This window comes from Christensenella intestinihominis (assembly GCF_001678845.1).
In the GTDB taxonomy this organism is placed as follows: Bacteria; Bacillota; Clostridia; order Christensenellales; family Christensenellaceae; genus Christensenella; species Christensenella intestinihominis.
This window is the reverse complement of the sequence record NZ_MAIQ01000008.1, coordinates 1-22,725: the sequence shown is the minus strand read 5'-3', so window position 1 is coordinate 22,725 and position 22,725 is coordinate 1. Positions and strand designations below refer to the sequence as shown.

Annotated in this window: 30 protein-coding genes, 1 other RNA gene and 1 pseudogene; 9 read left to right on the top strand and 23 right to left on the bottom strand. The window is 53.4% G+C overall.

The annotated features are described in order from the left end of the window. Positions 1-2 precede the first annotated feature (2 nt). The 3 genes from BBD38_RS10805 to BBD38_RS10795 form a co-directional block, all read right to left on the bottom strand. Complete coding sequence (locus BBD38_RS10805; protein WP_066688295.1) at positions 3-1,184, bottom strand: aminotransferase-like domain-containing protein; 1,182 nt, start codon at positions 1,182-1,184, stop codon at positions 3-5. A gap of 142 nt (positions 1,185-1,326) precedes the next feature. Further along, positions 1,327-1,539 carry a zinc ribbon domain-containing protein gene (locus tag BBD38_RS10800; RefSeq protein WP_066688097.1) on the bottom strand — a complete coding sequence of 71 codons (213 nt, stop codon included), beginning with the start codon at positions 1,537-1,539 and terminating at the stop codon, positions 1,327-1,329. Between the two features lie 13 nt (positions 1,540-1,552). Continuing rightward, a complete protein-coding gene (locus tag BBD38_RS10795) occupies positions 1,553-2,506 on the bottom strand; it encodes an alpha/beta hydrolase (protein ID WP_066688095.1) in 954 nt (317 codons plus the stop codon). 209 nt (positions 2,507-2,715) lie between these two features. Here BBD38_RS10795 and BBD38_RS10790 point away from each other — a divergent pair, with 209 nt between their 5' ends. Together BBD38_RS10790 and BBD38_RS10785 are read left to right on the top strand one after the other, a co-directional pair. After that, the gene (locus BBD38_RS10790) at positions 2,716-3,408 is read left to right on the top strand and encodes an iron-sulfur cluster assembly scaffold protein (protein WP_066688093.1); all 693 of its coding nucleotides are present in this window, start codon (positions 2,716-2,718) and stop codon (positions 3,406-3,408) included. Positions 3,409-3,422: 14 nt separating this feature from the next. After that, a complete protein-coding gene (locus tag BBD38_RS10785) occupies positions 3,423-4,421 on the top strand; it encodes a GGGtGRT protein (RefSeq protein ID WP_066688090.1) in 999 nt (332 codons plus the stop codon). A gap of 190 nt (positions 4,422-4,611) precedes the next feature. On the opposite strand, the gene BBD38_RS10780 is transcribed toward BBD38_RS10785, so the two are convergent. Further along, positions 4,612-4,968, bottom strand: a complete 357-nt coding sequence (locus BBD38_RS10780; protein WP_066688089.1) for a hypothetical protein — start codon at positions 4,966-4,968, stop codon at positions 4,612-4,614. Positions 4,969-5,085: 117 nt separating this feature from the next. Between BBD38_RS10780 and BBD38_RS10775 the strand changes: the two genes are divergently transcribed. Further along, positions 5,086-5,334 carry a helix-turn-helix domain-containing protein gene (locus BBD38_RS10775; protein ID WP_066688088.1) on the top strand — a complete coding sequence of 83 codons (249 nt, stop codon included), beginning with the start codon at positions 5,086-5,088 and terminating at the stop codon, positions 5,332-5,334. A gap of 194 nt (positions 5,335-5,528) precedes the next feature. After that, positions 5,529-5,777 (top strand): helix-turn-helix domain-containing protein, encoded by a 249-nt coding sequence (locus BBD38_RS10770; RefSeq protein WP_066688087.1) that lies wholly within the window; start codon positions 5,529-5,531, stop codon positions 5,775-5,777. Between the two features lie 24 nt (positions 5,778-5,801). Here BBD38_RS10770 and BBD38_RS10765 read toward each other — a convergent pair whose 3' ends face one another. The 9 genes from BBD38_RS10765 to BBD38_RS10725 form a co-directional block, all read right to left on the bottom strand. Next, positions 5,802-6,527, bottom strand: a complete 726-nt coding sequence (locus BBD38_RS10765; protein WP_066688083.1) for an SDR family oxidoreductase — start codon at positions 6,525-6,527, stop codon at positions 5,802-5,804. After that, positions 6,527-6,982, bottom strand: a complete 456-nt coding sequence (locus BBD38_RS10760; RefSeq protein ID WP_066688082.1) for a GNAT family N-acetyltransferase — start codon at positions 6,980-6,982, stop codon at positions 6,527-6,529. The genes BBD38_RS10765 and BBD38_RS10760 overlap by 1 nt, the downstream gene beginning before the upstream one ends. Before the next feature lies 1 nt (position 6,983). Next, a complete protein-coding gene (locus BBD38_RS10755) occupies positions 6,984-7,484 on the bottom strand; it encodes an HD domain-containing protein (RefSeq protein WP_066688081.1) in 501 nt (166 codons plus the stop codon). A 10-nt stretch (positions 7,485-7,494) separates the two neighbouring features. Next, the gene (locus BBD38_RS10750; protein ID WP_066688079.1) at positions 7,495-8,160 is read right to left on the bottom strand and encodes a DUF6320 domain-containing protein; all 666 of its coding nucleotides are present in this window, start codon (positions 8,158-8,160) and stop codon (positions 7,495-7,497) included. Continuing rightward, complete coding sequence (locus BBD38_RS10745) at positions 8,147-9,421, bottom strand: hypothetical protein (RefSeq protein ID WP_082989620.1); 1,275 nt, start codon at positions 9,419-9,421, stop codon at positions 8,147-8,149. Before BBD38_RS10745 ends, BBD38_RS10750 begins: the two co-directional genes overlap by 14 nt. Before the next feature lie 100 nt (positions 9,422-9,521). Continuing rightward, on the bottom strand, positions 9,522-10,502 hold the full coding sequence (locus tag BBD38_RS10740; RefSeq protein WP_066688077.1) for a DUF4097 family beta strand repeat-containing protein: 981 nt from the start codon (positions 10,500-10,502) through the stop codon (positions 9,522-9,524). 32 nt (positions 10,503-10,534) lie between these two features. Next, the gene (locus tag BBD38_RS10735; RefSeq protein WP_066688075.1) at positions 10,535-10,888 is read right to left on the bottom strand and encodes a hypothetical protein; all 354 of its coding nucleotides are present in this window, start codon (positions 10,886-10,888) and stop codon (positions 10,535-10,537) included. Between the two features lie 9 nt (positions 10,889-10,897). Further along, complete coding sequence (locus BBD38_RS10730; protein ID WP_066688074.1) at positions 10,898-11,542, bottom strand: permease prefix domain 1-containing protein; 645 nt, start codon at positions 11,540-11,542, stop codon at positions 10,898-10,900. A gap of 22 nt (positions 11,543-11,564) precedes the next feature. Further along, positions 11,565-11,885 (bottom strand): PadR family transcriptional regulator, encoded by a 321-nt coding sequence (locus tag BBD38_RS10725; protein WP_066688072.1) that lies wholly within the window; start codon positions 11,883-11,885, stop codon positions 11,565-11,567. A gap of 171 nt (positions 11,886-12,056) precedes the next feature. On the opposite strand from BBD38_RS10725, the gene BBD38_RS10720 reads away from it, so the two are divergent. The 3 genes from BBD38_RS10720 (at position 12,057) to BBD38_RS10710 (ending at position 14,677) form a co-directional block, all read left to right on the top strand. Next, positions 12,057-13,304, top strand: a complete 1,248-nt coding sequence (locus tag BBD38_RS10720; RefSeq protein ID WP_235829131.1) for an MFS transporter — start codon at positions 12,057-12,059, stop codon at positions 13,302-13,304. A gap of 62 nt (positions 13,305-13,366) precedes the next feature. Next, positions 13,367-13,882: an FUSC family protein gene (locus BBD38_RS10715; RefSeq protein WP_066688070.1), complete on the top strand. Its 516-nt coding sequence runs from the start codon at positions 13,367-13,369 to the stop codon at positions 13,880-13,882. A gap of 63 nt (positions 13,883-13,945) precedes the next feature. After that, positions 13,946-14,677 (top strand): class I SAM-dependent methyltransferase, encoded by a 732-nt coding sequence (locus BBD38_RS10710; RefSeq protein WP_066688068.1) that lies wholly within the window; start codon positions 13,946-13,948, stop codon positions 14,675-14,677. Between the two features lie 113 nt (positions 14,678-14,790). On the opposite strand, the gene BBD38_RS10705 is transcribed toward BBD38_RS10710, so the two are convergent. Then, complete coding sequence (locus tag BBD38_RS10705; protein ID WP_066688066.1) at positions 14,791-15,414, bottom strand: flavodoxin family protein; 624 nt, start codon at positions 15,412-15,414, stop codon at positions 14,791-14,793. 35 nt (positions 15,415-15,449) lie between these two features. Next, complete coding sequence (locus BBD38_RS10700; RefSeq protein WP_066688064.1) at positions 15,450-15,998, bottom strand: flavodoxin family protein; 549 nt, start codon at positions 15,996-15,998, stop codon at positions 15,450-15,452. A 132-nt stretch (positions 15,999-16,130) separates the two neighbouring features. Between BBD38_RS10700 and BBD38_RS10695 the strand changes: the two genes are divergently transcribed. Continuing rightward, positions 16,131-16,469, top strand: a complete 339-nt coding sequence (locus tag BBD38_RS10695) for a winged helix-turn-helix transcriptional regulator (RefSeq protein WP_066688062.1) — start codon at positions 16,131-16,133, stop codon at positions 16,467-16,469. 43 nt (positions 16,470-16,512) lie between these two features. On the opposite strand, the gene ffs is transcribed toward BBD38_RS10695, so the two are convergent. After that, positions 16,513-16,779, bottom strand: an RNA gene (gene ffs, locus BBD38_RS10690) — signal recognition particle sRNA large type. 24 nt (positions 16,780-16,803) lie between these two features. Next, positions 16,804-18,081: an adenylosuccinate synthase gene (locus BBD38_RS10685; protein ID WP_066688060.1), complete on the bottom strand. Its 1,278-nt coding sequence runs from the start codon at positions 18,079-18,081 to the stop codon at positions 16,804-16,806. A 286-nt stretch (positions 18,082-18,367) separates the two neighbouring features. Here BBD38_RS10685 and BBD38_RS10680 point away from each other — a divergent pair, with 286 nt between their 5' ends. Next, complete coding sequence (locus tag BBD38_RS10680) at positions 18,368-18,787, top strand: hypothetical protein (RefSeq protein ID WP_066688058.1); 420 nt, start codon at positions 18,368-18,370, stop codon at positions 18,785-18,787. A gap of 52 nt (positions 18,788-18,839) precedes the next feature. Here BBD38_RS10680 and BBD38_RS10675 read toward each other — a convergent pair whose 3' ends face one another. From BBD38_RS10675 to BBD38_RS14725, 6 genes and pseudogenes are all read right to left on the bottom strand, one after another. Then, positions 18,840-19,085, bottom strand: coding sequence for a Dabb family protein (locus tag BBD38_RS10675; RefSeq protein WP_407919652.1), 246 nt, complete (start codon positions 19,083-19,085; stop codon positions 18,840-18,842). 77 nt (positions 19,086-19,162) lie between these two features. Continuing rightward, complete coding sequence (locus BBD38_RS10670; protein WP_147568146.1) at positions 19,163-19,834, bottom strand: DUF6320 domain-containing protein; 672 nt, start codon at positions 19,832-19,834, stop codon at positions 19,163-19,165. Next, positions 19,831-21,114: a hypothetical protein gene (locus BBD38_RS10665; RefSeq protein ID WP_066688055.1), complete on the bottom strand. Its 1,284-nt coding sequence runs from the start codon at positions 21,112-21,114 to the stop codon at positions 19,831-19,833. Before BBD38_RS10665 ends, BBD38_RS10670 begins: the two co-directional genes overlap by 4 nt. 101 nt (positions 21,115-21,215) lie before the next feature. Further along, positions 21,216-21,845 (bottom strand): uracil phosphoribosyltransferase, encoded by a 630-nt coding sequence (gene upp, locus BBD38_RS10660; RefSeq protein WP_066688054.1) that lies wholly within the window; start codon positions 21,843-21,845, stop codon positions 21,216-21,218. Between the two features lie 16 nt (positions 21,846-21,861). Continuing rightward, positions 21,862-22,314, bottom strand: coding sequence for a ribose 5-phosphate isomerase B (gene rpiB / locus BBD38_RS10655; RefSeq protein ID WP_066688053.1), 453 nt, complete (start codon positions 22,312-22,314; stop codon positions 21,862-21,864). Between the two features lie 213 nt (positions 22,315-22,527). Next, positions 22,528-22,725: pseudogene (locus BBD38_RS14725) on the bottom strand (sugar phosphate isomerase/epimerase family protein); the annotation flags it as partial.

The window sequence follows — 22,725 nt, the reverse complement described above, 5'->3', positions numbered from 1 at the left end:
GGTTATTTCGTCAAAAATTCGTATTGGCGGATGACCCTGCTCATGCGGTCCACACCCGTTTCGATCTGGTCCAGGGACGGCATGGAGAAATTCATACGCAGCGTATTGTTATGGCCGCCCTCCGCAAAAAAGGGACTTCCCGCCACAAAGGCCACTTTTTCCATCACGCAGGCGTCGAACAGCTTGCGCGCGTCCATCCATTCCGGAAGCGTCACCCACACGAACAGGCCGCCCTCCGGTTTGGTATGGCTGACCCCGTCGGGGAAATAGATATCGATTGCCTGCAGCATCGCGTCCCGGTGCTCCTGGTAGGTTTCGCACAGCATCCTGACGTGTTCTTCGTAGAGCCCGCGCTCAATGAATTTCATCACGAGCGTCTGCGAAAGGTTGGAGGTGTGCACGTCCGCTCCCTGCTTTAAAAGGTTGAATTTCGCGATGATCTCGCGGTTGGCGATTGCGTAACCGACGCGCAGGCCGGGGGAAATCGTCTTGGAGAAGCTGGAAAGCCTGCACACGAGCCCGCAGTCGTCGAGCGCCTTGATGCTCGGGAGGGGTTCGCCCTCATAGCGGAGCTCCGCATAGGGATCGTCTTCCAGGATCAGCACGCCGTGCTGTTTGCAGATGTCGTACACCCTCTGCCGTTTTTCCGTGCTCATGGTGATGCCCGACGGATTCTGGAACGTCGGGATCGTATAGAAAAACTTCGGATTATATTCCCTGATCTTCGCCTCGAGCATCTCCGTATCCGGGCCGTCTTCCTGAAGGTCCACCGTTTTAATGTCGGCGTCCGCGAGCCGGAAGGTTTGGAGCGCGCCCAAAAACGACGGGGATTCCGCAAGGATTACATCGCCTTTTTCGATCATGGTATGGGAAAAGAAATCGATTCCCTGGGACGAGCCGGAAAGCACGATGAGGTCGTCGTCCTCTTTCATGATATCTTTGTTTTTTTCCTTCAGCACGTCGATAAAATGCGCGACGCCCATCGTCCCCCCGTACTGGAGCACGGACCTGCCGTCGTCCACAATTACCTGTTCGCTGATGTCTGCGAGCGTATCCGCCGGGAAAAGGTCGGGGGAAGGATTTCCGCCCGCAAAAGAGATCATTCCCGGAACCCCGAGGAGCCCAAAAATCTTGCGGATTTCGCTTCCGCCCACACCGTCAAAACGTTCTGCAAATCGGTACATCGTTTCCATCTGCCCTTCTTATGTAAATAATTATACGCATTATATTATACTTTCAATGAATTGCAAATACAAGCAAAAATCCGCGTTCCCTGCAAGCTCAGGGGGCGCGGATTTCATTTTTAACAATTTATTCATTTTTGCTTCAGCGGCCGATCAGGAAATCAAGGATATTCCAGCCGTCCGAGGTCTGCCCTTTATACAGCTCCGTATAGCCGCACTTTGCGCAGCTGATTGTAATGAACTTTTTATTCTGCACATCAAACAGCTTGGAAAAGTTCCCCCCGGTGGCCTGGAACTGGTCGCTTTCATATTGCGTACAACCGCATTTGGGGCAGATATACTGTACTCTTTCCATTATATTCTCCTCTTTAATCAAGATATTTTCCAACAAACGCATGCACGGTATTCCAGTAGCGCTCCGGCTCGAGCTGGCCTGATTCGCCGTGCTGGGCGCCGTGCACCACCATTTTTTCCTTTTCGCATGCCGCGGCTTCGTATACCTCGCCAAGCATGAAAAACGGGACGAAGGTATCGGCGTCGCCGTGGATGAAAAGCGTCGGCGTTTTGGATTTTTTCACCTGCGCGACGGACGAGGCTTCCTTAAAGGAATAGCCTGCGCGGCGCTTCGCCATTCCGTTTGCAATATGCATGATGGGAAACTGCGGAAGGCCGAACACCTTTTTGAGCTGGATGGTGAATTCCTGCCACACGTCCGTATAGCCGCAGTCTTCAACGGCGGCGCGTACGTTTGCGGGAAGCGGTTCGCCCGTGGTCATCATGACCGTCGCCGCGCCCATGGAGACCCCGTGCAGGACGATTTGCGCATCCGGGTCTTTTGCGAGGATCGTTTCCCTGACCCACCGGATGACATCGTGGCGGTCAAGCCAGCCCATGCCGTAATAATCCCCCTCGCTGTCGCCGCTGCCCCGCAAATCGGGCAGGAGCACGTTCCATCCCCGCCCGTGCCAATGCTTTGCCGCAAGGCCGAGGCTAAGGCCGCTTCCTGAAAAGCCGTGGATGCAGACCGCCCACAGGTGCGACGGCTCCCGCGCGGGAAGCTCGCGCGCGGCAAGGAGAAGGCCGTCCCCGGAGCGCTGGCTGTGCATTACGAATTCCTGCCCGCGCAGCCATTCGTTGGCACGCTGCTTTTCCGTCTGTTCGCCCGGCGTGCCGTCCGCACTTTTATTCGCATTTGTTTTGAGCACTTTTTCCTTGGTTTTTTTTGCATTCACCGCGACGTCGAATATTTTATTTGCGGCCACGAGAACCACAACCAGGAATAAAACGACGACGGCGACGATTACAATTGGAATCCACAGCATAGCATTTCCTCCGTTTTCCCCTGCTTAAGGATATCACTCATTTTCCTTTTGTTCAACCAAAAAACGGGCTCTTTTCCCGGATGGGGGCGCGGCGGGAAATAATCTTAAAAATATAATGACTACCTTTCCCCGGATATGCTATAATATTTTATGTATGGCTTAGTATTTCATATGAAAGCAATAAATTTTCAAGGAGGTCAAAAAATCCCATGCAATACTCAAAAGAAGTAGAAGAAATGGTATGCGTGAAAAAGGGACCGCACCACGGCCCGGCTCCGATACCTGAAGAAGGCAAATGGGTAAAATCCAAACAGATCACAGACATCTCCGGCCTCACGCACGGCGTAGGCTGGTGCGCCCCCCAGCAGGGTATGTGCAAGCTGACGCTGAACGTGAAGGACGGCATCATCGAGGAGGCCCTGATCGAGACGAGCGGGTGCTCGGGCATGACGCATTCGGCCGCGATGGCGGGTGAAGCGATCGTCGGCAAGACGCTTCTCGAAGCGCTTAACACGGACCTTGTGTGCGACGCGATCAACACCGCGATGCGCGAGCTGTTCCTGCAGATTGCCTACGGCAGGACGCAGACGGCATTTTCCGAAGGCGGCCTTCCGATCGGCGCGGGCCTCGAGGACCTCGGCAAGGGGCTTCGTTCGCAGGTCGGCACGATTTTCTCCACCAACAAAAAGGGCGTTCGCTACCTCGAGCTTGCGGAAGGCTATATCCTCGAGATGGGCCTTGACAAGAACGATGAAGTGATCGGCTACAAGTTCGTACGCCTCGGCAAGATGATGGAAGACATCAGGAACGGCGTAGAGCCGAAAGAGGCTTATGAGAAAAACATCGGCACGTACGGCAGATACGACGACGCGGTTAAGTACATTGACCCGCGTAAAGAATAAGGAGGGCGATTAACATGGTTACATTTGAAGGTTATGAAAGAAGAATTGCCCAAATTGAAAAATGCATGAAGGAATACGGTTTTGGTTCCCTCGAGGAAGTGAAACAGTATACGGTGGACAAGGGAATCGACGTGGACGGCATCGTGCGCGGCATCCAGCCCATCGCTTTTGAAAACGCAATCTGGGCGTACACGCTGGGCGCGGCCATCGCACTCAAGAAGGGCTGCAGGAAAGCTTCGGAAGCGGCGGAAGCAATCGGCATTGGTTTGCAGGCGTTCTGCATCCCCGGCTCTGTTGCGGAACAGCGCCTTGTCGGCCTTGGGCACGGCAACCTCGCGGCGATGCTGCTCGAGGAAAAAACAAGATGCTTCTGCTTCCTCGCGGGGCACGAATCCTTTGCGGCGGCGGAAGGCGCAATCGGTATCGCCAAGACGGCGAACAAGGTACGCAAGGAGAACCTGCAGGTTATCCTCAACGGCCTTGGCAAGGACGCGGCGCAGATTATTTCTCGCATCAACGGCTTTACCTATGTTGAGACGGATTATGACTATGCCACCGGCAAGCTCAATATCGTTTCCGAAACCAAATATTCGGAAGGCGACCGGGCAAAGGTTCGCTGCTACGGCGCGGATGACGTAAACGAGGGTGTGGCGATCATGCGGCACGAGAGCGTAGACGTTTCCATTACCGGAAACTCCACCAACCCGACGCGCTTCCAGCACCCGGTTGCGGGCACCTACAAAAAATGGGCGATCGAGAACGGCAAGAAATACTTCTCCGTTGCTTCGGGCGGCGGCACGGGCAGGACGCTGCATCCCGACAACATGGCGGCCGGTCCGGCTTCATACGGCATGACCGACACGATGGGCCGTATGCACGGCGACGCGCAGTTTGCGGGCAGTTCCTCCGTTCCGGCTCACGTGGAAATGATGGGCCTGATCGGCATGGGGAATAACCCGATGGTCGGCGCTTCCGTCGCGGTGGCGGTTGCGGTGGAAGAAGCGATGAAATAAGGCTTCTTTAAGCCGTTTTTCGTTAGCGAAAAAGATTTTTTAGTTACGATTTTGGTTAGACACATCATTTGTGCAAAAATACAAGTGATGTGTCTAACTTTTTTATTGGGCACATCATGGTGACGGGAGCCATGCCTCCCACTACTGACACGCCGCAAAACACCCAAAAGTGAACCTTTTTCAGAAATGTTTACAATTTATTTTGTTTTTTCAGTTTGCGTAAACGCTTAATTCTTTTATCCCATCTGTCTTTTTCTTCGGTCAAAATATCTGTCACGCGGTCAACGATCTGCCGTCCGCCGATTTCCTGCAGCTTCTCGCTATATAGTTGGAGCAAAAGCCGTTTGCCTGTTCGTTCAATAACCGGGTCGTCTGTCGATAATAACATAACAGGTAAAAGCGATTCATACCCACGGAAATGATCTATACTGATTTCCAACATGAGATCACTATATACGAGCGGGTCTTCAAACATCATCAGGTTCTGGATTTTTTCCAATCCCTCCACATTCTGCTCCAAACATTCCAATACTTTTTTATTTGACATGACTATTTCTCCTTTTCAAAACGCAATGGGACTAATACGTCCCAATTATACCATTAAAGTCATTATATAATCAAGTAAAAATGTGACCCAGTAGTCTCGTTTTTTGAGGAGTCAATTATGAGAAATATGATTGTCCAAAATGTGAGTTTATCTGTAAATTTGAAACGTCTGCGCAAAGAATCCGGCTTATCTCAAGAGGCGCTTACCGCTAAAATCAATTTGCTTGGAAGTCTTCTCGAGAGAAGCGCTTATTCAAAAATTGAACTTGGAAAACGCAACATCAAAGTGACGGATTTGGTCGCGTTGCAGCAAGTTTATAACGTGGACTTTGCCGAATTCTTTAAGGGGATTAAGCCGCATGAATAATTGTCATCAGATTTTAGATTTTTCCAATCCCTCTACATTCTGCTCCAAACATTCCAATACTTTTTTATTTGACATCGTTACACTCCTTAACTAAAAATATATAGGTTACCCGTTAGCACCTATTGTATCCTTTTTTAGGAATATAATCAAGATAAATATGTGCTAACGAGTCACTTTTTTCAAGGGAGAATTCTATGAAAGGTTTAATATTACAGAATGTAAGTTTGCAAACAAATTTGAGGAGACTACGGGCTGCCGCAGGATTATCCCAAAGAGAATTAACATCGAAGATGAATCTATTGGGAAGTACGATTGATCGAAATACTTATACAAAAATAGAACTTGGAACGCGCAACATAAAGGTGACGGATTTGGTTGCACTCCAGCAAGTTTATAATGTGGACTTTGCCGAATTCTTTAAGGGGATTAAGCCGCACGAGTAAATTTTTAATTGTTACTTTTTTCAATCAGCATAAAAAACCGCCGTCCACAGGCAAAAGGATGCCCGTGACATAATCCGACGCGCGGGAGCACAGGAAGAGCAAAGCACCCTTAAGGTCCTCCATTTCCCCAAAGCGCCCGAGCGGCGTATGGGAAAGGAGCCGCCCGCCTGTTTCGGGATCGTTCATGGACGGTGCCGTCATATCGGTCAGGATATACCCCGGCGCAAGGCCGTTGACATTAATATGGTGTTTTCCCCACTCCTTCGCGAGCGCTTTTGTCATTTGCAGGAGCGCCGCCTTGCTTGCGCTGTATGCCGAGCTGCGGTCTCCCGCGAGTACGGAACGCACCGAACAGATATTGACAATTTTCCCGCCGCCCTGCGCAATCATTTCCCGCCCGGCAAGCTGGCTGACACGGAAAGCGGCGACCACATTGACCCGGAGGATTTCTTCCCACTCTTCCGCCGGGAAATGTTCCGCATCGTCCTTTTTATGCAGCCCTGCCGCATTAATAAGGATATCGATCCCGCCAAGCGCTTCCTTTGCTTCCGCAAACGCACGGCGCGTATCCGCCGCATCCAGCAGGTCGCACTTTACCGGGATGAAGCCTTCCTCTTTTACCGGGGTTCCGTGGTAGAACACCGCGACCCTGGCCCCGGCCTCTTTCAGCATCCGGGCAAGCGCGAGGCCGATGCCCCGGCTCCCACCCGTCACGAGCGCACGTTTTCCCGTTATGTCGAACAGCTCCATTACTTAAGCTCCTTCACAAAATATGCCATGTCTTCAATTAAGGCGCCGTTTTCATAGATTGGCTCCGGGTAATTTTCCGTAAAAAAGCCGGATACCGTATGCGTATACCGGAACCCGAGCTTTTGGTAAAATCCTTTGCAGCCGCAGGAAATATCCGCCGTTCCCACATACATTTCGGGATATTTTCCGTGGTAGAACCTAAACAGGTATTCCACCATTCTTTTTCCATAACCCCTGCCCCGCGCCGCTTCCGCGACGGCAAGGTTTTTGAGCTCGCACGCGCCTCCCGGAACCGGGACGACTACGGCAACCGCCACAGGCGTTCCTTTTTCTTCCCATACAAAAAGCGTCCCGTCTTCAAGATACCGGTCAAGCATCTTTTCCGAGGGGTCCGCTTCGAGCAGCAGTTCCAGATATTCTTTTTTTCCGGGCTCCGCCCGCTTTATTATCTTCATATCATTCAGGCAGGGCAAACAAATCGTTCAGCGCCTTTGTTCCCGCTTTTGTGCGGAAAATATTTTTCCTGACCTTTAAGACCGACTGCTTGTCCGTCTTTTCCTCATACAGGTTCACGAGGAAATCGGCCTCCACCAAAATCCGGTAATCGTCCCCGTCGATATCCTGGTAGGTATGGTGATGCCCCACCAGGAAGCAGATACGCTCTATCCTGTCTTCCGGGAACGCCAGCCGGGCAAGAAGCTCCCGCGCGATGGGCGGCCCTTCGATTTCCTGGAAATTCCCGCCGGAGGACTGGTATTTCACAAGGCTGGGACGAATGCCGATATCATGCACAACCGCCGCCGCTTCAAGGGTTTCCTGCACGGCGGCCGGAAGGTTCTCCTGCTCTCCAATCAGCTTGGCAAAGGAATAGACCTTTAAAAAATGGTTAATCCGCTGCGGGACGCCCCGTTCATATTCCATCATCGCCGCCACCAGCGGCCCCATCCGAAACTCCATACACACCCCGCTAGAAACGGAACCTGCGCGTTTGCGCGTCCTTATACCTGCCGTTGGCGAACATCAGCATCATCAGGAAGGTGAACACCGCATAGCCAGCCGCCGCAAAGCTCGGCCAGACAAAATGCGTGAGGCCAAGCAGGATTCCCATGATTGGTATCTGCCCGAAAAGCGCCACCGCCACCATATACCCGATGTACCCGCTCCAGTTTATTTTCCTGGTCATTACAATGTAGGTGGCCAGGAAAATCATCCCGATACACGCGAACGGTATCGCAAAGTTCACCGACCACAGGCCCCGGCCCGCATTCCAGTCGAACACGCACAGCATCGCGACGATCAGGCACGCCTGCAGCATAAGCTTAAAGCTGCCCCGCGTTTTGGATTTCACCGTATGGAGCACAAGCACCCACAGGTAAGCAAAGATAACCGCGATATCGAGGCACCAATAGCCGCCCGAGCTTCCCCGGGTTACCAGATTAACCAGCGCGCAGATTCCTACCACGCCCGCCGTTACGACGGCCGGCCAGTACGGCGTCCGTTTTTCCGGTATTTCGTTTTGATCCGCCGGGCAGGCCGGATACATTTTTTCCGTTTTGCCCTGCACAGGACGGCCGCACAGCGGACAGCTTTCGCTGCCTTTCACCGTTACGCCGCAATATTCACACTTGCCCATCCGAAGTCCCCCATTCGTTCGCGTACACCGTCACTTCTTCGCCCGTTTCCCGCGTGAGGAAACCGAAGAAGAAACGCATAAGTCCCGTTTCCTTTATCGTCCGGATAAAGGAAACCGTTAATTTTCCGTTCACAGAGCACAAACAGCAGTTAATGGGGCTGCGCTCCGTCGGGTAAATAACCGATTCCGCATGCTCTACATACGGCTGCATATCGGCCGGGAGGTCGATCATGCCCACATTTGATACGGTCATCGTTTTTACGTCTTCACTGAAAAACGCAAATACGAACCGCATCCCCGCGTCCCGCATGAACTGCGGAACCGCCTTTACCACCGGATGTTCCATGACCCCGCAGCTTTGCGCCAGCGCATCCATCAGGCTTTCCGCCCGCGTCTTTTCCCGCAGCTCCGTTTTTATGGCCTGAAGCGCCCCGCCAAAGGTCTTCGCGTATTCAGGCGGCACGGACACGTTGATAATGCTGAAAAAATTCCGTACCGTCTGCGAGGGAAGCGTCCCCCGCAGGTTGACGGGCACCGACAGTACGATCGGTTCGTCGTCCACGTTTTCATCGACGCATTCCCGGTAGATCGAATACACCATCAGCGCGCACAGGTATTCCGTTATCGTCGCTTCCTGCCGCCGGGCCGCTTTTTTCAGCCCTTCCACGCCAATGACGCCGTGCAGCACATTCCGTCCGCCCTCCGGGAGGGGCTCGCCCTTGATTTTAAAGGCAGGAGGCATTTTTTGCACCGGCGCCTTCCTGCCGTCATAATATTTCAGGAAGCTGTCTTCGTATTCCCCGCTTTGCGGCGTTTCCCCAGGAAGCAGCAGCTTGCCTTCGGGATTGATTTCCGCGCCCAAAGCCGTAAGATAGCAGTAAAGCAGCGTTTTCAAAAACGCAAGGCCGCCCGCGCCGTCGGCAAGGGCATGGAACATTTCAACCGAAATGCGTTTTCCGTACCACAGAATCCGAAGCAAAAAACCGCCTTTCTTAAGATCAAGCGGAGCGCACGGCGTTCCCTTTTCTTCCCTGACCAAGAAGGGAGTGCGCGCCGTTTCAAAGCCGTCCTTCCCGAGCGTTACCGCCATATAGGGATAACGTTCCAAGGTCTTTTCCGCCGCCTTCTGCAGCGCTTCCTGGTTTACCGCCTCTTTGAGGAGCACCGACAGGCGGAACACCGAGGTGTTCGTCGGCCGCGCGGTTGGCGGAAACAGCTTTGCCGCGGTATCGACCGGATATGTTTCGCGTATCTTTTGCATAGACCTCCCAAATAGACCGCCCCGCAACAAAGGCGGGGAAATTTCCCCGCCTTTATTATACCAAAGATCAGGCCGCCTGTTTCTTAATTAATTATGAATCTTACTTCTGCGCAAGACGCAGGCCGCCGGAAACCGTATCTACCTTGATCTCAATTTTTCCGTCCCCGCAAACATTGTTGCGCATTGCGAAGTCGTTATCCTGTGAGCCGGAAACCGTATCAAAGCTGAGCGTAAAGCCGCTTTCCTCCGGCAATTCGATTCCGACATTGCCCGAAACGGAATCCGCCGATATTTTTTCAAGATTTTTGACATCCCCGCATTTCACGTCGATCTCCCCGCTGGTGGTATCCATATCAATATCGCGCGCGCCTGCCGCATCGATCCGCATATTTCCCGAGGTGGTGTCCACATTCAGCTCGCTGAACGTTCCTTCCACTTCAATATTTCCGGACATCGTATCCGCACGCAGTTTGGACGCCTGCACATTTTCAATGACAATTTTCCCGGAGACGCTGTCTGTACGCAGTTCTTTATGCGTACCGCCGTCCACCGAAATATCGCCGGAGGTCGTCCCGTACAGCGCGGACGCCGCATTTGTTTCCCCCGCGCTGAGCACGCCGGAAACCGTCTCGATGTCAATGGTCCCGGTAAACGAACGCGGAATCATGACCTTCACATCAATCTGGTAGTTGCTCGTCCAGCCGAACACACGCCCGGCCTTACCGCTCTGCACCACCAATTCCCCATTTTTTATGCCGTAATGCATGACGTCTTCGCTCTTGATTGCACGGCTGCTGCTTTCCTCGACCCGGATTACGGTTTCATCCGTCGGGACGACGGTGATATTCTCATCGACAAAGCGCATGGAAAGCTCCCGGATTTCACCGGCGTCCTTCTCGAACTGCTCGCTTACCTCCGCGTCGTCGGGCAGCTTATCCACAAAATCGTCCACGCGGATATTTTTGATAAAATTGCCCCATGTGTTTCCAAAGGACGAACCGCCCGCAATGCCCCATACAAGAACGCCCACGAGCACTGCCGCGATCACGGACCATAAAATAATCTTACCTGTTTTATTCATAATTTCACCTCTGCCGGAAATTCCGTTAGCGTTTACTTAATATTGACCCTTACGATTGGATTTACTGCCGCGCCAATGAGGAAAATGACCCATGTGACATACCAGGCGCCCGTCGCGAAGCTGATGACAAAATAGAGTATCACAACCGTAAGCCAAAGCGCGGAGGTCCATGCCCTGCGGCGCTCTTCCAGGCGCATTTCCGGCTGCGCATAATCGTCATCCTGCAACAGGACCGCCTTCAAAAGCTGTCCGACCGCCGCGCCGACAAGGAAAATCAGCCAGGAAAACCTCCATGCGCCCGTTGTGAAGCTGATGAGGAAAAACAGCGCCACCACGATCAGCCACATCGCCTTTTTATATTCCCTGTATTTCTCGTACTGTTCCATACCGTCCTCCTATTTCAAAGCAGCCTTTATGATTTGGTGAACCGCGGCGCCGATAATAAAGATGATCCATGTGATGCCCCAAGCGCCCGTTGTGAAGCTGATGATGAAATAGAGCGCCACGATGATCGGCCAGATTGCACCGACATACGCGTTCTGTTTCTCCTTTTTCTGCTTATTTTCCACATGCCATTGTTTGAACTCTTCCACCATGGAATCGTCCTCTTTTTCGTATTGATACCCCGGGCGAAGCGAGCTGCGGTAAACGAGCAGCCCCGTCGCGATCGCGATCAGCACGAACATGAATGTAAGGCCGAGGATTTCCTGCCTCATGCTGCCAAGCACGATGATGAACACCGGGGACAGGATATACAGCATCACCGCCACCGCCGTGAGGCGCGCATACTGCTTCCGTTCCTTTTCGGACGGGCCGGGAACCGTATACGGATCGTTCGCGCTGCTGATAAGCTCGTCAACGTCGCCGACGCTGCCTTTTACGATCTCGTACGCCTCTTCCTCCGACGCGCCCGTTGCCAGGAGGTCGTTATATTTTTCTTTCAAGTTCATGAATATCTCTTCACGCAGCTCCAGCATTTTCCTGGTTTTTGGGGCGTCCGCAAAAAGATGTTCCACGTATTGCCGTAACCTTTCTTCCATTATGATACCCTCCAAATATATTTCATATCAAATGATCGATGAGCTTCTTGGTGCGCTCCCAGTCTTCCTTGTTTTTTTCGTACATCGCGCGCCCGAGCGGCGTGATGCGGTAATAGCGCCTGCGCGCGCCCGTGGTCTCGTCGCCCCAGTAGGATTCGATCATTTCCGCGTTTTCCAGCCTGCGGAAGGCGGAATAGAGCGTCGCCTCCTTGAGCTCGTATTCGCCGTGCGTCGTTTGCTGGATCGACTTGTTGATCTCATATCCATAGCTGTCCTTTTTTAGAAGCTGCGCCAGGATAATCGTTTCCGTATGGCCGCGGATCAGGTCGGAAGTAAGTGACATAAGATATCTCCCTTCTTCAATTTATCTCGTTTAACAATTTACATTATATTATCATATACCTCGTCTGTCAATGTATATTTCAAAACTGATATACTTTTTCCTTGACTTCCCCCCGGGGGAATGTGGTATATTGGTAGGACTTACAAAAAAACAACGGATTGGGAGGGTTGTATGGACGAACAAAAAATGGCGCAGGGACTGCCTGCGGATGATTTCCGTCACTGGAAACGTAAAACAGTCCTGTTCTTATCCGGGCAGACGGTATCGCTGTTCGGCTCCTCGCTCGTGCAGTTTGCGATCATCTGGTACATTACCCTTTCGACACAGTCGGGCGGGATGATGACCATCGCCTCGGTATGCGGCTTTGCGCCGCAGGTGGTGATTTCGCTGTTTTCGGGCGTATGGGCCGACCGCGTGAACCGCAAGCTGCTCATTATCGGCGCGGACGCGCTCGTCGCTTCGGCGACGTTTATTCTGGCGCTCTTTTTCCTCTCCGGCCACAACGACCTGTGGATGGTGTTCCTCGTCTCCGGCATCCGCTCGCTCGGCTCGGGCATCCAGACCCCGGCGGTGAACGCGATGCTACCGCAGATCGTTCCTACGGACAGGCTGACGCGGGTGGGCGGCATCTTCGGGAGCCTGCAATCCGTGATGTTTATCCTCTCACCCGCCGCGGCGGGCGCAATGCTTTCTTTCACGCGGCTGGAATACACGTTTTTTGTGGACGTTTCCACAGCGGCTGTCGCCATTGTGATTATGATCCTTTTAAAGGTCCCGGTCCATGAAAAGGCAAAGCTTAAACAGAAGGGCGGATACCTCGATGACCTTAAGGCCGGGCTCACATATGTGTGGGGAAGCGGCTTTTTCCGCTCGTATTTCCTCTTTTACGCGCTGTTTTTCTTCCTGATCGTCCCGGCGGCGCAGCTGACGCCGCTGATGGTGTCGCGCACCTTCGGGGATGAATACTGGCGGCTGTCGGCCACGGAGATCGCCTTTTCCGTGGGCGGCGTGATCGGCGGGATCGTCATCTCCGCATGGGGCGGTTTTAAGAACCGCATGTACACCATTGCGCTGTGCTGCATTCTCTTCGGCATCCTGACGGCGCTCGTCGGCATCCTGCCCGGGTTCATCACATTCCTTGTGCTGATGGTGCTTACCGGGAGCACGGTTCCGCTTTTTACCACGCCTTCGATGGTGCTGCTGCAGGAGCAGGTGGACACCAACATGCAGGGGCGCGTATTCAGCCTGACGCAGATTATCATGACCTCCATGATGCCTCTGGGCATGGTCTTTTTCGGGCCGCTCGCAGACCAGGTGCGTATCGAGACCCTGATGCTGGTTACCGGGATATGCGGGGCAATCGTGGGCGTGGCCATATTCTTCAACAAGCATTTCAAAAGCGGGCTGATTACCGGTTGAATCCCCTGTTTAATAATATTGCACAGGCCCGCGAAAGGCTGTGATTCGAGGTGATTGATAAAATGGATTTAACCTACCGTCCCGGGCAGCGCGCCCTCAAAACCGTGATTGCGGTTTTTTTCTGCCTGCTGCTTGGCTTCGTCACACAGCGGCCAACCGCGCTTTATGCGGTAATCGCGGCGGTTTTGTGTATCCAGCCGACCTATGACAAATCCAAGCAGATCGGCTTGCACCGCATCCTCGGCACGGTCATGGGCTCTGTTTTCAGCTTCATCGCGCTCGAGCTTGCCGAGGTGATCCCCAATTACCGCGAGTTCTGGTTTGTGATTATTTTTCCCCTGCTGATGCTGGCGCTGATCTTCGTGTGCAATGTGCTGCGCATCAAGGATTCCGTCGCACCGAGCTGCGTCATTTTTTCCGTGATCGTATTCCTGCACGCGGGCTCTACGCTGGACACGCTGCCCTATGTATTCGAGCGTATGCTCGAGACAATTATCGGCGTGCTGATCGCGCTGCCGGTGAACCGCTTCTTTTTTAACCCGAAACAAAAAGAGACCGCCTGCCCACCCGAAAAATAAGGGATTGTTTTCTTTCCCGGCTGCGGGTACAATAGCAGGCATAGAACCGGAGGAATTGCAGGCATGAAAGAAAACAAATACGACGACAAAACCTTTTTTGATAAATACAGCCAGATGGACCGTTCCGTGAAGGGACTTGCGGGCGCGGGGGAATGGCACGCGCTTAAAAAAATGCTGCCTTCCTTTGAAGGAAAACGGGTGCTTGACCTTGGCTGCGGCTTTGGCTGGCACTGCGCATACGCGGCCGGACACGGCGCGGCAGCCGTTGTGGGGATCGATATTTCCGAAAATATGCTGGCGCGGGCGCGCCGGGAAAACGCTTCGGAGAAAATTACCTACCTTTGCATGCCCATCGAGGACGCGGAGTTCCCGCCTGCTTCCTTTGACGTGGTTTTAAGCTCTCTTGCGTTCCACTATGTGGAATCCTTCGGCGACATATGCACAAGGGTCCACCGGATGCTTGCGCCGCACGGCGCGTTCGTTTTTTCGGTGGAGCATCCCGTATTTACGGCGCAGGGAACGGAGGACTGGTATTACGACGAAAATGGGAATATCCTGCACTGGCCGGTGGACAGCTATTTCACCGAGGGAAAACGCGACGCGAATTTCCTGGGCGAGCAGGTCCTCAAATACCACAGGACGCTTACGACTTACGTGAATACGCTTCTTGAAACGGGCTTTTTGCTTACGGGCCTTGTGGAACCGGAGCCGGACAGGGAAATGCTTGGCATTCCCGGCATGAAGGACGAGCTGCGGCGGCCCATGATGCTGCTGGTGTCGGCGCGGAAAAAGTAACGGAAGAGGCCGTCCCTTTGGGGGGACGGCCTCTTTGTTTTAAGCATTCACTGACGCCAAACGCAGCGCCCCTATGGCTTCGGGGCGTTTGTTATACCGGGCAAAGCGCACGGTCAGCGGATATAGTTTGTCATAACGCGCGGTTCATACTGCGGCGCAGGAACGCCCTCTTTCCGGCCCGCTTCGATACACCGGAGCAGCCATGCCATATTTTCCCCGAGCGTACGCATGGTTTGCAGGCCCTCCTCGTCACGCATTACATCCTCCGGCGTGAATCCGTGCACCTGATTCCAATACTGCGACGTTACGATGGGCATGCTGCTGATGCTGAAATATTTATTCAGCCGGTCAAACGCGGCAGTCGCGCCGCCGCGGCGGCAGGAAACAACTGCCGCGCCGGGTTTACCTTTCATTTTCCGCTCCCCCGCGGCATGGAACAGGCGGTCGAGGAACGCCGTTACCTGCCCTGTGGGCCCGGAATAATAGACGGGAGAGCCGACGATGAGCGCGTCGATGGTATCGATGCGCGCGATGACGGCGTTTACCTGGTCGTCAAACACACATTTTCCCGTTTGCGCGCAGGCGGAACAGTCGATACAGCCTGCAACCGACTTTTTCCCCAGATAGAGGATTTCCGTTTCAATTCCATGCACGCGGAGCGTCTTTTCCACTTCATGCAGGGCCGTATAGGTACAGCCGCGTTCATTCGGACTTCCGTTTATGAACAAAACCTTCATCAAAATCACCTCTGGGTTTCATTATACCCTTTCTTTTACCGGATCGATACTCCCAATTTCCGGGCTTCTTCCAGTTCTTCCCTTCCCGCGATATCGCCGAGCCCTGTAACGCCGCCGCAAAGAACTTTTCCGATGCTTTTCCATTGCAGATGATCCATCAGGCGGTCATACCAATAAACGGTTTCCTCAAAGCCGTTTCCCTCCGCCGCCATAAGCAGGATGCTCTCCTTTTCCGGATTACGATAACCCGGGTTGCCCTCCGCCACCGCAAACAGACGGTCGATCGCGCATTTGAGCTGGCCGCTGACCGTCCAAAAATAGAGCGGAGTCGCCAGTACGACAATATCTGCGTCCCTGTAGGCCGGGTAAACCTGATCCATATCGTCTTTCTGCACGCACGGGCTGTCCGCGTTTTTCCCCCCGCCAAAGCAGCCTTTGCATCCGCGGATATCCATCTTATCCAAAAAGAATTCCCTAACCGTATTTCCGGACGCCTCGGCCCCCTTGGTAAATGCTTGCACCAGGGTGGAGGTGTTTCCTTTCCGCCGCGGGCTTCCGTTCAGTATTGCAATTTTTTTATTCATTTCCCATTCTCCTTTTTTATTGTACAAAATCTGTTGACACCGGCGAAACCTTTATTTACAATTTTAGTGCAATAGTGAAATAAATCAAGTACGCACATTCAGGTGTTATACTAACCAAAAGGAGAGTGAATAATGAGCCTTGACTGCATTGCAAACGCGAGCCTCGGAGAAACCGGATTCAGCTATACCCTGTCCCTCATCAGCGGGAAATATAAGATGACGATTTTATATACGCTTATGGAATTTGGCGTAGTGCGATTCAACGAAATGAAAAAATATATCGGCACGATTTCCTACAAAACCCTGAGCCTGTCTTTAAAGGAGCTGGAAGCGGACGGTCTTGTGCACCGCGAGGAATATCCGCAAATACCGCCCAAGGTGGAATACAGCCTTACGGAACGTGGAAAATCCCTTATCCCAATCCTCGATTCCATGTGTGAATGGGGCGACCGGAACCGCCTGCCACGATAAAAAAGAAAGGCACCTGACGTGCCTTTCTTTTTAAAACCAGAAGCCGTACACCGCGCATCGAATCTTACCCCACAAGAGGAAATTACGCCATCGGCTCAGAACAGGCGAACCTGCGGCACACACTGCAATCTGCTTACTGCTGCTTCCGTCAGGACCTGACAGGGTTCACAGCGCAGCATTGCACAGGACCCATCCATCAACACCGATTAACATACTCCATACCTTGCCGGGAAGACCCTCCGCGCGGAATTCAACCCCGCTATAGCGGCTTGCGGGTTACAGGACACCGCTAACTCCCCGTCTAGTACGGCAAACTTTGAACACAATATTTAGTTTACAGGCCGCGATAGATACACTCTTCGCGTCCCGCGCCCACGCCGATCATCACAACCGGAACGCCGGTCTGCTGTTCGATGAACTCGATGTAGGTTTTGGCCGCATCCGGCAAATCTTCATATTTGCGGATGCTGGAAAGATCGGAGCTCCAGCCCTCGAACTCTTTATAAACCGGCTTCGCCTTCGCAAGCGTTTCGAGCGACGCCGGATATGTATTCACTATTTTACCATCAATGTCGTATCCAGTGCAAACATAAACTTTGTCAAGACCGCCGAGCGTATCCATGCGGGACACAGCAAAGCCCGTGATACCGCTTGTTTTTGCCGCAAAATCGACGATTACGAGATCGAGCCAGCCGCAGCGGCGGGGCCGCCCCGTCGTCGTTCCGTATTCATGGCCCTTTTCGCGGATTGCGTCGCCCGTCGCGTCGAAGAGCTCCGTCACGAACGGGCCCTCGCCCACGCGCGTCGTATAGGCCTTAACCACGCCGATCACGTCCGTGATGACCTGGGGCCCCACGCCCGCGCCCGCGCATACGCCGCCCGTATTCGGATGGGAGGACGTAACGTAGGGGTATGTGCCGAAATCGATATCGAGAAGCATGCCCTGCGCGCCTTCAAAAAGCATCGTCTTGCCCGCTTCCTTATATTCCTGCAGCATGGAGACCGTATCGCACACGAACGGCCGGAAATATTTTGCGTGCGCCCTGAACTCTTCAAGGATCGCTTCGTAATCGAGCGGATCGCCGCCATATACCTTGGTGATGATCTCGTTTTTATCCTCTATGCACTTTTTGAGTTTTTCCGGAAAAGATTCCTCGTCCAGCAGGTCGCACATGCGAAGGCCGGTGCGCCCAACCTTATCCTTATAGCAGGGACCAATGCCGTTGCCCGTGGTGCCGATTTTGAAGTCCCCCAGCTTTTTCTCGTTCAGCGCGTCAAGCTCCCGGTGGTAAGGCATAATCATATGCGCCCTATCGCTGATATAGAGATTATCCACCGATACGCCGCGCTCCGCAAGGTAATCAATTTCCTTTTTCAGCGCCGACGGGTCGATGACCACGCCGTTGGCAATTACGCAGGCTTTCCCTTTGGAAAGGATGCCGGAAGGAATCAGGTGGAGCTTATACGTCACTCCGTCCGCAACGACGGTATGACCCGCGTTGTTCCCCCCCTGGTAACGAACCACCACATCTGCCTTGGAGGCCAGATAATCTACAAACCTGCCCTTCCCTTCGTCGCCCCACTGGGCGCCGAACACCACGATACCGGACATTTCGTTCACTCCTAACATGTTTCAATATTTCGGGATTTTCCACGAAAAACATAAAAAAGCCATGGAACATTCGCACATTCCACGGCAATATCCTACCTTATATTAACAAATCGCTTCCTGCCCGTCAACTTTTTTTCAATATTTCCGCGGCGCGGCATGCCGCCCTCCTGCCGCGGATTCCATCTTTACCCGCTGAATCAAGGTTGCAATTCTTTCCTTTTCGTAATATCATAAAGATATTACAACATTTCGTATATCGTTGCCGATATATGGTTTCGGAGGACCCATGAAGAAATTTATTTCCATTGTATGCACCCTGCTGGTATTAACCGCCGCCTTGTGCGCATGTGCGCCGGCGGTTACTTTCCAAACCTCTGGCGCAGGATATGAAGTTGCGGCAATTAAGACGGCCGAACAGGCGCTGGACCGCACGGCGGGAAGCGGGAACACGCTCCTTACGGTCACGCTCGCAACCTCTGACCGGGACCTTGACGACGCGCAAAGCTCGTTCATGCCGGTGGACGGCGAGCCATGCTATGTGACGGACGGCAGCGGGCAATATCCGTGCGCCAGGCTTGCGTTTGAATCGAACGGCACCGACGTGCAGGCCGTGCTCTTGTTTGAGGTTCCTTCCGGCTGGGCGGCCGGCGGCAAGGAATTCAGCCTTGGCGGGAGCGCTTTTTCACCCGTTGCGCTGAAAAAATAAAAGGGAAACGAAAAAATCCGGCCGCGCGCCGGATTTTTTATTGCGGTTTTTTTTAGTCTTCATAATCCATGCACATACGGTTGCACACGAACGGGCGGACAAAATCCCGCCCCACCCGTTTATGCTCGGGATGGACGATATAGGCCGCAAGGGCCTGCGCATCCGCAAACGCGCTTTTCAGCATAACGTCCGCGTTGCAGGAGGGAAGCGGGCAGGTCACGACCTCCATCTCGAGGAGGCCTTCTATTTTTCCCCGGAGCGCCTCCAGCTCCCGCTTCATGTTTTCCTTTACGCGCACGCGTTCCCCGTCCGCAATTTCTTCTTTGATATTCCATAAAATAATATGACGGACCATTGTTTCCTTCCTTTCAAAAATCACATGTGGAACCGCCGCTGCATTTCGGATTTCAGCTGGCGGAAGGCAAAACGCAGGATTCCAAGAACCGTGATTGCGCTTGCAAAGGTGGACAGGACCAGCGGGATGAGCGCGATCCGTATCCCGGACAGGTGCAGGATCAGCGGGATAAAGCCGAGCAGGAGCAGCAGGAAGGCAAAGAGCAGGTTGTCCCTCCAGTAGGATTTATGGTAATAGGAATAGAGATCGATATACGCAATGCCAAGGGCAAGGAGCAGCGGCATCATTACCTCGTAGGACCACCCGAGGCCCCCGCCCACATAGTCGAAGGCGATAAACATGGCGGTGAGCGTGACCACCTGCAGCAGGGTTTTGAGGCCCGCGGACATATCGGACAGGATCGTAATATAAACGAGCACCCAGGTGTACAGCACGGGCGCCGCCACCGCGAGGAACCACGGATGCCCGTCCCACGTGAACAGGTTTACCACAATGCACAGGCAGATAACCACGAATGTTGCAAAGGACATATATTCCATCGTGAGGCTGTGCCTGTCCACAAATTTTTTCTTCGTCACGTGCGGGTACAGCTCATTTTCCAGCGGATGCTCCGTGAGCCGTTTCCCGCACAGCGGACAAAATTTCAGGCATGCATCCACATATACCTTGCAATCGTCACAGTAATTCATCATTGCCCGCTCCATTCATTCCCGCGTATTTCAACGCGCATCCCGAGCTCTTTGGAAAAATGCTCGAAGAAGTAGCGCACGATGCCCGTTTCCTTGATGCCGCGCGCAAGGGTGATTACCATTTTATCCTGATAGGAAACCACGACGCAGTTCATGGGGTTCATATCGCTTACCCCCAGCGCATAGTAGACCTGCCTGATATGGGCCTGCATGGTTTTGGGGAATTGCGCGGTGCGCAGGTTGGACAGCACCATCGTGTAGCCGCCCTCCCCGTAATTTTTATAGCTTGCCGACACCACGAGGTTTTTTACAAACAGCGGCGTCATGCGGATAAACGGATTTTTCTCAAAACCGACGTTTTTGTTAATCATCGCGGAAATATTTTCTTTTGAAAGCCCCGCTTTGAGCTGGGCGGACACATCCGCGAGGATGCGGTCAAAATCGATCTTCCCGTCGATTACCGTGCCGACGTTCGCAAAGGAAATGAAGTTGCGGAGCGTATGGGAGGGGAACATTCCCCGCAGGTCCATAGGCACGGAAATAATAATGGGGCGTTTGTCCTTTTTATATTCGAGCCCCTGCTCCTTCGCCGTACACGCAATGAGCAGCGCCGCCACATAGGCCGACACCGTTACCCCGCGCGCCTTTACCTTGGCCAGGAATTCATTAAGGTCGATGATGCCGTGCGTCAGGAAAATGCCCCCGTCCGTATTGGGCGTGCCCATAATGTGGAAGGCCTTGGGAACGCGCAGCTTGTTCGCCTCCCCTTTGGCGTCGTAATACGCGTTGAAGCTGTTCTCCAGTTCTTCCGCGGGAACCTTTCCCTCCGCGTCCAGCACCATGCCCTCCGCGTCCATATCATAGCCGCACAGCTTAAAATATTCGTACATCAGGGTCTTGAAAAACTCGATGGCGCCCGCGCCGTCCGCAAGGCCGTGGAAGCATTCCATGATGACATTTTTTTTGTAGTACATGATATTGAACAGGAACCCGTTGTTGATGAAATCCTTGAGGCGTTTGCACGGGAACCCGTTTTCCTCTTTTACCACGGGAATCGCCGGGTTGGGCTCGAAATAATACCAGAACATTCCCCGCCGCAGCGTGACCGCGAAGGTGGGAAAGCGCGGCATGATTTTGACAAGCGCTTCCTGTAGTTTTTCCTGTTTTACCGGCGCGTCAAGCTCGAGTTCGAGCCGGAACGTCGTATTGTTATGCGTCTGGGAAATGGACGGATAAATTTTTGCCGCCGTATCGAGGCGGTACCAGTCCCGTTTATCGGGCATACAGTTTCCTCTTTTCAGAAAAGGCGGCATACAATAAATGCCGCCTGTCTTTTCCGTTTATTGGCTGCCGCGCGCCTGTTTGGCAAGGGCAGGCCGAATAATTATTTGGTGCCGAACAGCCGGTCGCCCGCGTCCCCGAGGCCCGGCACGATATACGCGTGGTCGTTGAGGCCTTCGTCCACGGCCGCCACATATACGTCCACATCGGGATGGGCCTTGCGGACCGTCTCGATTCCTTCCGGGGATGCGATGATATTTACCAGCTTGATGTTATTGCAGCCGCGCTTTTTAATCAGCGCGATCGCGTCGGAGGCGCTTCCGCCCGTCGCCAGCATCGGGTCGAGCACGATCAGCTCGCGTTCCTGCGCATCCACAGGCAGCTTGCAATAGTATTCCACAGGCTCGAACGTATCCGGATCGCGGTAAAGGCCGATATGGCCGACCTTGGCGCCGGGGATGAGGTTCAGCACGCCTTCCACCATTCCGAGCCCCGCGCGCAGGACCGGGACGATGCCGACCATCTTGCCTGCAATCACCTTCGTGCGCGCCATTGTGATAGGGGTTTCCACCTCTACCTCCTTCAGCGGCATATCGCGCGTGACCTCGTACACCATCAGCATGGCAATTTCCTTGACGAGCTCCCGGAATTCCTTTGTCCCTGTGTTTTTGTCGCGAATCATCGACACCTTATGCTGCAGGAGCGGATGATCCAATACATGTGCTGACGCCATTTTTCTCTCCTCCGAATTATTTAGAATATTTTTTTTCAACTGCCGTTATTTTGTCAATTCTCCTCTGGTGGCGGGCGTCTCCCGAAAAAGGCGTATTCAGGAATACGTCCACAATGTCAACCGCCAGGCCGGGGCCGATGGTCCTGCCGCCGAGGGCCATGACGTTCGCGTCGTTATGCTCGCGCGTCGCGTGCGCGGAGAACGTATCCGACAGGAGCGCGCAGCGGATGCCCGGAACCTTGTTTGCCGTGATGGAGATGCCGATTCCCGTTCCGCAGGCGACGATCCCGAGGTCCGCCTCTCCCGCGCTTACGCATTCCGCGACGGGAAGGCCGTAATCCGGATAATCCACCGAATGGTCGCCATCCACCCCGAAATCTATGATTTCATGTCCGTTTTTTTCCAAATAATCGATGATCTCGGCCCTTAAAACGAATCCGCCGTGATCACAGCCAAATGCTACTTTCATTTTCCCCGACTCCCGTTTTTTAATTTGATATCGCGCTGTTTACAACGCTTTCCCGATATTAAATTATACAATATTTTGTCATGGATTACCACCTGTTTAAAAGAAAAAAGGCCCGAAGGCCCGTTTTCTTTTGGAAACACTAATATTTCCCTGTTATGATGAGAGAGTGTTATGAGCGATTCTGTCTTTCGTAGGAGGAAAGCGCCGCCGTACTCATTCCACAAACTGTTTTTTCACAAATTGCAGCGATTCCCGGATGTCCGCGTCCATCTGTTCTTCACTTGCACCCTCCGAGAGGTCCCGCCATATCTTGATGTCGCTTCCCACCGTGCCACCCGGCTTCACGAACGGCTCCATGACCACCGCGCCCTCGTATCCGATGTCGCGCAGCGCCTCGCCCATTTCCGCCCA

Excerpts from the sequence above, each read along its gene's own strand:
- BBD38_RS10790 (WP_066688093.1), top strand. The coding sequence starts at position 2,716 with ATGCAATACTCAAAAGAAGTAGAAGAAATGGTATGCGTGAAAAAGGGA.
- BBD38_RS10720 (WP_235829131.1), top strand. The coding sequence starts at position 12,057 with ATGGACGAACAAAAAATGGCGCAGGGACTGCCTGCGGATGATTTCCGT.
- BBD38_RS10695 (WP_066688062.1), top strand. The coding sequence starts at position 16,131 with ATGAGCCTTGACTGCATTGCAAACGCGAGCCTCGGAGAAACCGGATTC.
- BBD38_RS10740 (WP_066688077.1), bottom strand. The coding sequence starts at position 10,502 with ATGAATAAAACAGGTAAGATTATTTTATGGTCCGTGATCGCGGCAGTG.
- rpiB (WP_066688053.1), bottom strand. The coding sequence starts at position 22,314 with ATGAAAGTAGCATTTGGCTGTGATCACGGCGGATTCGTTTTAAGGGCC.
- BBD38_RS10685 (WP_066688060.1), bottom strand. The coding sequence starts at position 18,081 with ATGTCCGGTATCGTGGTGTTCGGCGCCCAGTGGGGCGACGAAGGGAAG.
- BBD38_RS10785 (WP_066688090.1), top strand. The coding sequence starts at position 3,423 with ATGGTTACATTTGAAGGTTATGAAAGAAGAATTGCCCAAATTGAAAAA.
- BBD38_RS10725 (WP_066688072.1), bottom strand. The coding sequence starts at position 11,885 with ATGTCACTTACTTCCGACCTGATCCGCGGCCATACGGAAACGATTATC.
- BBD38_RS10730 (WP_066688074.1), bottom strand. The coding sequence starts at position 11,542 with ATGGAAGAAAGGTTACGGCAATACGTGGAACATCTTTTTGCGGACGCC.
- BBD38_RS10780 (WP_066688089.1), bottom strand. The coding sequence starts at position 4,968 with ATGTCAAATAAAAAAGTATTGGAATGTTTGGAGCAGAATGTGGAGGGA.
- BBD38_RS10735 (WP_066688075.1), bottom strand. The coding sequence starts at position 10,888 with ATGGAACAGTACGAGAAATACAGGGAATATAAAAAGGCGATGTGGCTG.
- BBD38_RS10710 (WP_066688068.1), top strand. The coding sequence starts at position 13,946 with ATGAAAGAAAACAAATACGACGACAAAACCTTTTTTGATAAATACAGC.
- upp (WP_066688054.1), bottom strand. The coding sequence starts at position 21,845 with ATGGCGTCAGCACATGTATTGGATCATCCGCTCCTGCAGCATAAGGTG.
- BBD38_RS10775 (WP_066688088.1), top strand. The coding sequence starts at position 5,086 with ATGAGAAATATGATTGTCCAAAATGTGAGTTTATCTGTAAATTTGAAA.
- BBD38_RS10750 (WP_066688079.1), bottom strand. The coding sequence starts at position 8,160 with ATGGGCAAGTGTGAATATTGCGGCGTAACGGTGAAAGGCAGCGAAAGC.
- BBD38_RS10800 (WP_066688097.1), bottom strand. The coding sequence starts at position 1,539 with ATGGAAAGAGTACAGTATATCTGCCCCAAATGCGGTTGTACGCAATAT.
- BBD38_RS10765 (WP_066688083.1), bottom strand. The coding sequence starts at position 6,527 with ATGGAGCTGTTCGACATAACGGGAAAACGTGCGCTCGTGACGGGTGGG.
- BBD38_RS10795 (WP_066688095.1), bottom strand. The coding sequence starts at position 2,506 with ATGCTGTGGATTCCAATTGTAATCGTCGCCGTCGTCGTTTTATTCCTG.
- BBD38_RS10755 (WP_066688081.1), bottom strand. The coding sequence starts at position 7,484 with ATGGAGTTTCGGATGGGGCCGCTGGTGGCGGCGATGATGGAATATGAA.
- BBD38_RS10715 (WP_066688070.1), top strand. The coding sequence starts at position 13,367 with ATGGATTTAACCTACCGTCCCGGGCAGCGCGCCCTCAAAACCGTGATT.
- BBD38_RS10700 (WP_066688064.1), bottom strand. The coding sequence starts at position 15,998 with ATGAATAAAAAAATTGCAATACTGAACGGAAGCCCGCGGCGGAAAGGA.
- BBD38_RS10705 (WP_066688066.1), bottom strand. The coding sequence starts at position 15,414 with ATGAAGGTTTTGTTCATAAACGGAAGTCCGAATGAACGCGGCTGTACC.
- BBD38_RS10805 (WP_066688295.1), bottom strand. The coding sequence starts at position 1,184 with ATGTACCGATTTGCAGAACGTTTTGACGGTGTGGGCGGAAGCGAAATC.
- BBD38_RS10665 (WP_066688055.1), bottom strand. The coding sequence starts at position 21,114 with ATGCCCGATAAACGGGACTGGTACCGCCTCGATACGGCGGCAAAAATT.
- BBD38_RS10670 (WP_147568146.1), bottom strand. The coding sequence starts at position 19,834 with ATGATGAATTACTGTGACGATTGCAAGGTATATGTGGATGCATGCCTG.
- BBD38_RS10680 (WP_066688058.1), top strand. The coding sequence starts at position 18,368 with ATGAAGAAATTTATTTCCATTGTATGCACCCTGCTGGTATTAACCGCC.
- BBD38_RS10770 (WP_066688087.1), top strand. The coding sequence starts at position 5,529 with ATGAAAGGTTTAATATTACAGAATGTAAGTTTGCAAACAAATTTGAGG.
- BBD38_RS10760 (WP_066688082.1), bottom strand. The coding sequence starts at position 6,982 with ATGAAGATAATAAAGCGGGCGGAGCCCGGAAAAAAAGAATATCTGGAA.
- BBD38_RS10745 (WP_082989620.1), bottom strand. The coding sequence starts at position 9,421 with ATGCAAAAGATACGCGAAACATATCCGGTCGATACCGCGGCAAAGCTG.